The organism is Vibrio harveyi NBRC 15634 = ATCC 14126 = KCTC 12724 (assembly GCF_001591145.1).
Classification (GTDB): Bacteria; Pseudomonadota; Gammaproteobacteria; order Enterobacterales; family Vibrionaceae; genus Vibrio; species Vibrio harveyi.
On sequence record NZ_BCUF01000101.1, the window covers coordinates 1 to 3,126 of the forward strand.

Annotated in this window: 2 protein-coding genes; one reads left to right on the plus strand and one right to left on the minus strand. The window is 44.5% G+C overall.

Annotated features, from left to right (window positions below):
• Positions 1-16: 16 nt before the first annotated feature.
• The gene (locus VHA02S_RS24445) at positions 17-988 is read right to left on the minus strand and encodes a helix-turn-helix domain-containing protein (RefSeq protein WP_038899560.1); all 972 of its coding nucleotides are present in this window, start codon (positions 986-988) and stop codon (positions 17-19) included.
• 116 nt (positions 989-1,104) lie between these two features.
• Here VHA02S_RS24445 and VHA02S_RS24450 point away from each other — a divergent pair, with 116 nt between their 5' ends.
• Entirely contained in the window at positions 1,105-3,111 is a 2,007-nt protein-coding gene (locus tag VHA02S_RS24450; protein WP_038899561.1) for a TonB-dependent siderophore receptor, read from the plus strand.
• The last annotated feature ends 15 nt before the right edge of the window (positions 3,112-3,126 follow it).

Here is a 3,126-nt window from a genome sequence, read left to right on the forward strand (position 1 = left end):
GGTTACTTGGGTATACTCAATGGTTGTTGACGACTTCATGTGGGGGAACACCAAATACTTTCTTGAAGGCGTTGGTAAAGTTTGATGGATGATGATAGCCCGCTTCGTATGCCGCTTCTGTGATAGTCACTAATCCGCGTTCCAAATGCTGGCGAGCGATCTCTAAGCGGCGATGGCGGATGTAACCATTAATGGTCATGTTAAAAGCCTGTTTGAAACGTCGTTGGAGGTTTGAAACGCTCATTGAAAACTCTTCTGCTAGACGCTCTAAGGTTAAATCTTCATCGAGATGTGTTTCTATGTAACTGACTACATTTTCTACGCGAGTGTCAGCGGAGCGATGCTGTTTTTCACATACCGCGCAGTAATCGTCAGGCATTTGCCCGATTGAGTGGGAAAGCACTTGGTAAATCAAGCTTTCGACCTCTATACGATCTTTCATATTTGTCGGAGATTCACGTTGAGTGAGAGAGTGTGCAAGCTCAATTAACGTCTCATTAAGCTCCAGTGTGTAAAAAGCTTGGTGAGTTTCAATGAAGCGCTTGTGTCCACAATTTCCCGCCATTCTCGATTCTAACCAAGGTGGTTTAATAAGAATGTTGATCTTATTCATTCTGTTATTTTGAATAAGTGAGCGGCGGAAGTTAGCGGGTTTTGCTAGGTTAACAACCACACCTTGTGGTGCTTTGTTAGCGTCAAAGTCGAATTGAAGATCGTCATAGCCAAAAGATAGCTTTCCCTCAAGAAGGATAGTAATCAGTAGGGCTGAATGGGCAGTAGAGACTATATTGGAATCGACTAATTCGATGCATCGTCCGCCATGGACAAAGATCTGGTCGTTGTATTGGTAGGAGAGAAATTTCCCTTCAGCAAGCTGAGTTTGGCTGCTTTGACCTTGCGTAACAATTATTTGTTTTTCCGTCTGCTCAAGCTTTTTGGTGAGAGCTACTTTGGCAATTTTAGTTCTTTTTTTGGTCTCTGCCGCCATTTGACGTTTCCTCATAACACCTATGCGATTTTGCATAAGTGATTCGTCTTTGTATTTATGAATTGAGATCCTATCATGCGTGAGAATTATTATCATTTATATTTAGGAAGACGTTTATGGAAAGCCCTGTTCGCTCACCAATTAAGCTCTCAAGCCTATGCCTAGCAGTGGGGATGGCGCTTGCCCATCCAGCTTTAGCTCAAGATCAAGACTCTCACTTCGAAGAGGTAGTTGTGTGGGGGACGAAAGTATCCAGCAACACCGAATCAATGTTTGCTGACGATATGTCGCTCAAGCAAGCCGATCACATGTCGGATTTACTTCGTGATATTCCGGGCGTTGATGTGGGTGGTACGCACTCTGTCAACCAACGCATTACGATTCGCGGTCTTGGTGAAACCGACCTTGATATCCGTTTGGACGGAGCCTCTCAGCACGCCAACATGTTCCACCATATTGGTAATCTTACGCTTAACCCGGACATTTTGAAGTCAGCGGATATCCAAGTGGGTAATAACTCGGTAACTCAAAGTGGTCTTGGTGGGGCGGTGTACTTTGAAACCAAAGATGCACGTGATCTGCTGCGTTACGATGAAAACTTTGGTGCGCGTGTTTACGGTGGTTATGCGTCTAATGATAACCAACAGGGCTCTTTAACGCTTTATGGGCTGTTGTCTGAAAGCGTGGACGCTATGGTCTACGGTCACTATGTGACGCGTGATGACTTTAAAGATGGTGATGGTAATAAAACCTTTGGCTCGGAAGGTGACGTTTACAATATCCTAGGGAAATTGGGGTACGAATTTGGTGATATCCATCGCATTGAAATCTCTTACGACATGTACCGTGACAGTGGTGATTATAACCCACGACCTGATATGTCTGGTGGCGCGAACAATGGTCTATCCAACAACTTATTGATTCCGACTGATTATAATCGTGACACGGTCACTCTTAGTTATGAATTGCGCGGCGATCAACACCAAGGTGACGTAACACTTTACAACACCGAGACTGAAATTGTTCGTGATGAATCCGTAATGGCACCGCGTTGGCCGGCAAATCGTTTGTCGAAAAACACGGCGAAAAACCAGAACTTTGGTTTGAGTGCAAAATTCCAATCACTGCTGACATTGGGTGATTTTGATCATCGTGCGACGTACGGTCTTGATTACATGGATAAGACTTCGGAGAGTTACTACGGCAGCAGTAAGTTCATGGATGAATCCGCGGTCTCTACAGCGTTATTCGTTGAAGACCAATTCTTCATTTCTGATGCTCTCTCCATCACAGCGGGTCTGCGTTTTGACGATTACCAGCGCAAAGCAGAAACAGGTAACAACGATTACGATGAAGTGACATGGGCACTGGCAGCAGAGTGGGCAATAACACAAGACTGGACGCTATTTGCAAGCTCTCGTTCACTCTTTAAAGGTCCAGAATTAATGGAAACCTTTATCGCTTACCAAGATGTGGCTTACCTACAAGATGGTTTGAAACCTGAAACGGGGCAAAACACGCAAGGTGGCGTGCGCTTTGACAAAACCATGGATGCGCATTCATTTGGTGCAAATTTAACCTTCTTCCAAACTGATATTGATAACTACATTGCTGAAGAGTACCAACGTACTACGAAAACTTATCTTATTTACAATTTGGGTGATGTGGAAATCAAGGGCTTCGAAGCAAGTGCCTTCTATGGTTATGAAAGCTTCGGTAGCAAACTGTCATACTCTAAATCAGATACAGAGAACAAAGATACTGGTGGTCCTGTCGCGGGCGGCAATGGTCGCAGTATTGATATGGGTGACAGCATCTCGCTGACGTTGGACTACCAATCTGATTCGCTAGAAACCATCTTCGGTTGGAACTCAATGTTTGTTCTTGAAGAAGACAATGTGTTTGATGGTCAACCTAAGAAAGACAGCTACGATGTACATAACTTGTACGCACAATGGGTGCCTTCTGACATCGATGGTCTATCGGTAACGTTTGGTATCGATAACGTCTTTGACGAGCTATATACGTCTCATGCATCTCGTTCGGGGACGGCCCGAGGTATTACTTTGGATGATTACGAGCCAGGGCGTAACTATAAGTTATCGGCGGCTTATCAATTCTAATATACCCAAGTAACC